The sequence below is a fragment of the Boseongicola sp. genome, assembly GCF_057460485.1.
In genome coordinates, this window is sequence record NZ_JBVCWP010000256.1 from 1 (window position 1) to 5522 (window position 5522).

At 51.4% G+C, this 5522-nt stretch carries 5 protein-coding genes; 4 read left to right on the plus strand and 1 reads right to left on the minus strand.

Annotated features, from left to right (window positions below):
• Positions 1-213, plus strand: a 213-nt coding sequence (locus AC221Y_RS19605; RefSeq protein WP_486708107.1) for a hypothetical protein, incomplete at its 5' end; no start/stop codon positions are given.
• Positions 214-597: 384 nt separating this feature from the next.
• On the plus strand, positions 598-789 hold the full coding sequence (locus tag AC221Y_RS19610; RefSeq protein WP_486708108.1) for a hypothetical protein: 192 nt from the start codon (positions 598-600) through the stop codon (positions 787-789).
• Between the two features lie 35 nt (positions 790-824).
• Here AC221Y_RS19610 and AC221Y_RS19615 read toward each other — a convergent pair whose 3' ends face one another.
• Entirely contained in the window at positions 825-2690 is a 1866-nt protein-coding gene (locus tag AC221Y_RS19615) for a sigma-54-dependent Fis family transcriptional regulator (protein WP_486708109.1), read from the minus strand.
• Positions 2691-2880: 190 nt separating this feature from the next.
• On the opposite strand from AC221Y_RS19615, the gene AC221Y_RS19620 reads away from it, so the two are divergent.
• On the plus strand, positions 2881-3933 hold the full coding sequence (locus tag AC221Y_RS19620) for an NAD(P)-dependent alcohol dehydrogenase (protein ID WP_486708110.1): 1053 nt from the start codon (positions 2881-2883) through the stop codon (positions 3931-3933).
• 98 nt (positions 3934-4031) lie between these two features.
• Positions 4032-5522, plus strand: a 1491-nt coding sequence (locus AC221Y_RS19625) for an ABC transporter substrate-binding protein (protein ID WP_486708111.1), incomplete at its 3' end; no start/stop codon positions are given.

A 5522-nucleotide genomic window follows, 5' to 3' on the forward strand; every position in this document is an offset into this window, starting at 1 on the left:
GGTTATACGGTCACTGGCATTTCAAACCTTTTCAACGCACCGACTAGCGTAGTGAAACAATGCCTTACAGACGCAGGCTACAAGCGCGGAAAGACCAAAGGCACTGACATCAACGTCTACAAGCAGGCGGGAAGGACTGGAACGCTACATCCTCAGTGCAGTAAAAGTGAAGTTAGGTCGCAGCCTAAGATCGCCAATGATCGGGATTTTTGATTTCTATCGTGGGATGGGGCTGCTGGCATAGTCGCTGGTAGCCCCAATTATCATTTTTCTCACCGATCTCTCGTCTATGAGAACCCCTCAAGATATTGTAATAAATATATAATAAGCCTATTTCTCAAAATATCACTGCTCTACGCACCTACTCTAAATTAAAAAGAATACCTGCACATTTCTCCGTGACTAAGGTCAGCACCCATAAATAAACTTGAAGCTGACCTTCGCTGCGGCCAACCCTAAGTTCTGCTATGCAGGACTTTTCAGTCCTTGGCTGCACGCGCCCCAATGTCCGTTTTTAATAACTTTACTTAAGAAAGGGGCATCGGAGTAAACCGACGCCCCCTGTGCAGTATCTCACGCACTGGAATACCTAGACTCGTGGTAGTTTACACACCGATGGAAAACCTTGAAGAAATGATCTCGGATGGTCGGGTTCTGCGTATTCTAAAGGGCTTTGAAGATAAAAGCCGATCGCATTGGATCGTCTATCCAGAGCGTCGTCATATTCCGCGCAGGATACGTGTGGCAGTGGAGTACCTTTTAGATCGGTCGGAAGATCAGCGGATGTAGTGAGGGCTCGCTTGCTTGACGCGACTTAAGCGTGCTTAGTCAGCGACGTGGGCGTAGACAGTATTTCGAGAAACACCAAGTTGGCGCGCTGCCAAGGCAACATTCCCATTACAGTCGCGCAATGCCTTTCGTATTTCGATACATCTTACTTCCTTGATCATCTGACCGACGCAGCGCGTACACGCCGAGACCCCAAGCTGACGTTGACCCAAAATCCGAGTCACACCTTCTTGTCTTATGATTCCTTCGTGGTGATGGATTGCAAGCGTACGCAGCTTTCGGTTCAAATCGGTTAGATTGTGATCAGCAGTCATCATCTTAAGCGCCTCTGTGCCGTTGTTTGAAAGCGTGTGTTGAGGGGAGATTGCGGCAAGCATCGCGCAACACAGATGTCGAAAATCAGAGCGGCTTAAGAGTTTGGGCAGGTAGAGCGAAAACCCAGAAAGCCGATCGTATAAGGTGCGTAATGGGCCTATTGCGTCGTTCAAGCTGGCAGAATTCTGCGCGCTGCTGATTATGATCCATTCGCCGTCAGCCAGCAGCGGATTGCGCCGTTGAATGACACGATTGAGCAAGGTGTTCAGGCTTGGCGCGATTTCAATCGGCAGCAGATCAACCCTATCGAGATACAGCGTGCCGCCCTTGTTGAGGTCAATGGTATCTTGCTTTTTGGACGTCGCATCTGCTTTGGATTTCATCTGTGCGATAAGCTGGCCTTCGACCGCGTCTAAATTGAGTGTCTCACACTCGACAAGGACGAATGCTTGATCAGGGTGAAGTTGATCATGTATCTCCTCGGCCGTTGTGTTTTTCCCGGTTCCGGGTGCGCCAACAATCAAAACAGGCAGGCCTTGTTGGGCAGATTTTCTGCCTAACCGAAGGTTTTGGCGCAAGGCTTCATCTTCGAAAACGCGCCCGGTCCCTACGTCTCCTGCTGCCTTTGGAACGCGATAGATCGGATCGGTCGGCAGCAACACTTGCGTATTCGTAAGTTTGGTACGTGCCAAGTGGGTAAGCCTGAGGCGTGCAAAGTACCCAGACCTCAGCCAATCACTAATTTGAACGATTTCGCCCCTACATATTTGTTCGATCAAGGGTCGGAACTGCCCCATAAAGACGTCTTGGAATTTGATCGCATTAGCAAGATTCAAACCTGTCAAAAGCTCCCCGGTGCGACGGTTTGCCCCCGTTATCTGGCCGTCTTCGTTGAACGCAATCATGCCGACATTTTGGGTCTTGAGGTATTCTTGACGGGGATGAAATTGGATTATGTGTTCGCCGCGATGATCCTCCACGAATAAGCGGTTTTCAACGTTTTGCGCGGCAAGGTTTACCAACGCGAGGGTATGATACTGTCTGGCGGTCACTTCGGAAGACGCATCCAGCAACCCTATTAATTGGCCGCTACTGTCAAAAATGGGAGCAGATAGGCACGATACCGTACCTTCTTTTGCGAAGAAATGTTCGCGGCCCGTGACGTTACAAGACGCACCGGTATGAAGTGCTAGCCCAAGGGCGTTGGTGCCGCGTATTTCCTCGCTCCAGATTGAACCGGGGAGGATACTTTTGCCGCAAGTGGACGTGCGAAATTCTTCATCCAAAATTTGATCAAGCACGACACCGTCACTGTCTGCGAATGCCACCAGAAAATTCGATCCAGCGATTTGTGCGCTCAGTAATTCCAATTCTGGCCTGACAAGACGCATCACGCGATCTTGCTGATCGCGACGCTGATGAAGGTCGGTGTGAGAAACGACACATTCCTCGGGTTTACCAACGGGGTCCAGGCCAAGTCGCATGCACCGTCGCCAGCTGTCTGCGATCGTCTCTGGCACGGCTCCATACGCGAACTTGCCGTTCACCTCGAGGGCGTTGCGGGCTTTATCAAATGCTGTTTTCATGGGCGCCCTCCCAAGCGTTAAAGGTGAACATGGCAAAAAAGCCCCAACAAACAAAGCCAATTCCAATATTTGTTCATTTATTGAGCACATAAATAACTGCGATATGCAGAAACTGAACACTTGCAGTCAAATTTGCGGAGGCAGTGAGTGCTAGGCAGAAACTCACAGACATTTATTTCCGGAGAGTCCCATGAAGGCCCAAGTTCTACATAAATATGATGACGATCTGACTGCACCTTCGTGGGTCGATTACATCGATGTGCCGGATCCTGTCATTACCAAAGGGTCGGACGTAATTGTTCGCATTGGTGGTGCAGGGGTGTGCCGCACCGATCTGCACGTCATCGAGGGCATTTGGCGGCCGCATATGGACCCGAACGGAAACGAATTATTGCCGCTTATCTTGGGACATGAAAATGCAGGTTGGGTCGAAGACGTCGGCCCCGAAGTGGAAGGCTTGAAAAAGGGTGATCCGGTGATTATCCACCCCAAGATTTCGAACGGGACGTGTATTGCCTGTCGTCGTGGCCAAGACATGCATGGCGAAGGCACGTTTCCTGGGCTCGATTCTGATGGTGGCTATGCTGAGGCTTTGGTTACATCGGAGCGCAACATCATCAAACTGCCCAAGTCACTGTTGCCCAAAGAAGTCGCACCGTATTCTGACGCGGGACTGACAGCGTACCGTGCTGCCAAAAAGGCAACGCGGCACCTGTTACCCGGTGAGTACTGTGTTGTGATCGGCGCTGGTGGTTTAGGTCATATCGCCATTCAAGTTCTGCGTGCGATGTGTGCCGCAGAGATCATCGTTGTTGATACATCTGATACGTCACTGGCCCTCGCGGGTGAATGTGGTGCTGATCATTTGGTAAAAGCCGATGGTGGCGAAGTCGATGCAATATTGTCCCTTACCAAAGGTCACGGCGCCGAAGCCGTACTTGATTTTGTTGGCGAAAAGGGTACGACACGCAAGGGTATCGCGATGACGCGAGCGGCTGGTAGTTATTACGTGGTTGGGTATGGCGAAGATATTCAGGTGCCCACCGTTGATCTAGTTATTTCCGAAAAGAACATCATCGGCAATCTTGTCGGCACGTGGGCAGAGCTGACTGAGCTGATGGAATTGGCCCATCGTGGGCTAGTTGACCTGACCACCAAGGAATACGCGTTGAGTGATGCAAATCTCGCGCTGCGTGACCTTCACGATGGGAAGATCCGTGGTCGTGCGGTTCTGATCCCCTAATTCCACCAGAATTGAATCTATCGCGAGGGCCACAAAACTGTGGCCTTCGCATGATCCGCGAGGAGCGGTTCACATTAATATCCAACGGGAGGACTAACATGAAATATCGGTTTACAACTTCGGCCTCGGTGCTGGCGATTATCGCCTCATCTGCGGTGCCTGTCTCGGCACAAGATTACACACGTTTTGGCATCGAACAGGACCTGCCGGGTACCTGTAGCTATGCAGCGACAGACGCCAAGGATTATTCTGGGCGCACTTTGAACATCATCACCCACGCGATCCCTGTCATCGGGGAACCCACCGCGCTTCACGCGGAACAGTTTGCTGAGTTGACCGGAGCCGAAGTTAATGTCGTTCACGTGCCATTTGGTGATCTGTTCCAGCGGATCATGATCCCATTCCAAAGTGAGCAGAACGCCTATGATGTGATGTTCTATCCATCACTTTGGATTGGTGATTTCAGCCGCTTCCTTGCCCCTGTGCCAGAGGCCTATGTCAACTCAACGGGCATGATGGATGTTACTCCAAGCTTTACGGGTGTTGCGACGTGGAACGGCGAAATGATCCAGTACCCAATGGACGGTGATCGCCACTATCTGAAGTTCCGCACAGACGTCTTTGATAATGCCGAAGTGCAGGCCCAGTACCTCGCCGACACGGGGAATGAATTGACTGTTCCCGCGACGTGGGAGGAGTACAATCAAGTCGCCGCATATTTCAACGCGTCCGATTGGGACGGAGATGGAGAGTTGAACTATGGCTCTGCAGAAGTCGCCAAGCGCGATGATCTGATGTTCTCAGCGTTTATCAGCCGCGCGGCACCCTATGCCAAGCATCCGGATGTCCAAGGCGGGTTTTTCTTTGACCTTGAGACAATGGAACCGTTGATCAATACGCCGGGTTTCGTGCGCGGACTTGAGCTGTTTATCGAAGCTCAGGCCAGTTTCCCTCCCGGCGGTACTAACTTTGGGTTGGGCGACGAGATCTTCTCGTTTGGCGGTGGTCAGACTTTGATGAGCTATAGCTGGGATGACGCCTATATTCAGGCCAATCAAGAAGACAGCCGGATCCGAAATATGGTCGCAGCCGCACCGTTACCGGGGGCTTCCGAAGTTTGGAATCGCACAACTGGTGCATGGGACACATTCGAGACACCTAACCGCGCACCTTATATGACGTGGGGCTGGTCTTCAGCAGTGTCTTCAATGTCCGAGGAGCAAGAGATGGGATTTGATTTCCTTTGCTTCTTCTCCAACGAAGCTAACGCTGAACATGACATGCAGATCGGTCGCTTTGGTGTGAACCCTTACCGCAACAGCCATTTCGATGTTGATTATTGGAAAGGTCAGGGTTGGGCTGATAAAACAGCGCAGACTTATGTCACGACATTGTCTGAGATGGAGGAAAGCCAAAACCGTGTGTTTGACTTGCGTGTTCCCGGTGTAAGCCAGTTCATGTCGTCAATGGCGAATGGTGTGGCTGAAGCGATGGCCGGTCAGAAAACGGCGCAAGACGCGCTGGATGATGTTGCGCAAGAATGGGCTGAAATTGCAGATCGCATCGGTAAGGACCGTCTGCGCGACGCA

Excerpts from the sequence above, each read along its gene's own strand:
- AC221Y_RS19615 (WP_486708109.1), bottom strand. The coding sequence starts at position 2,690 with ATGAAAACAGCATTTGATAAAGCCCGCAACGCCCTCGAGGTGAACGGC.
- AC221Y_RS19620 (WP_486708110.1), top strand. The coding sequence starts at position 2,881 with ATGAAGGCCCAAGTTCTACATAAATATGATGACGATCTGACTGCACCT.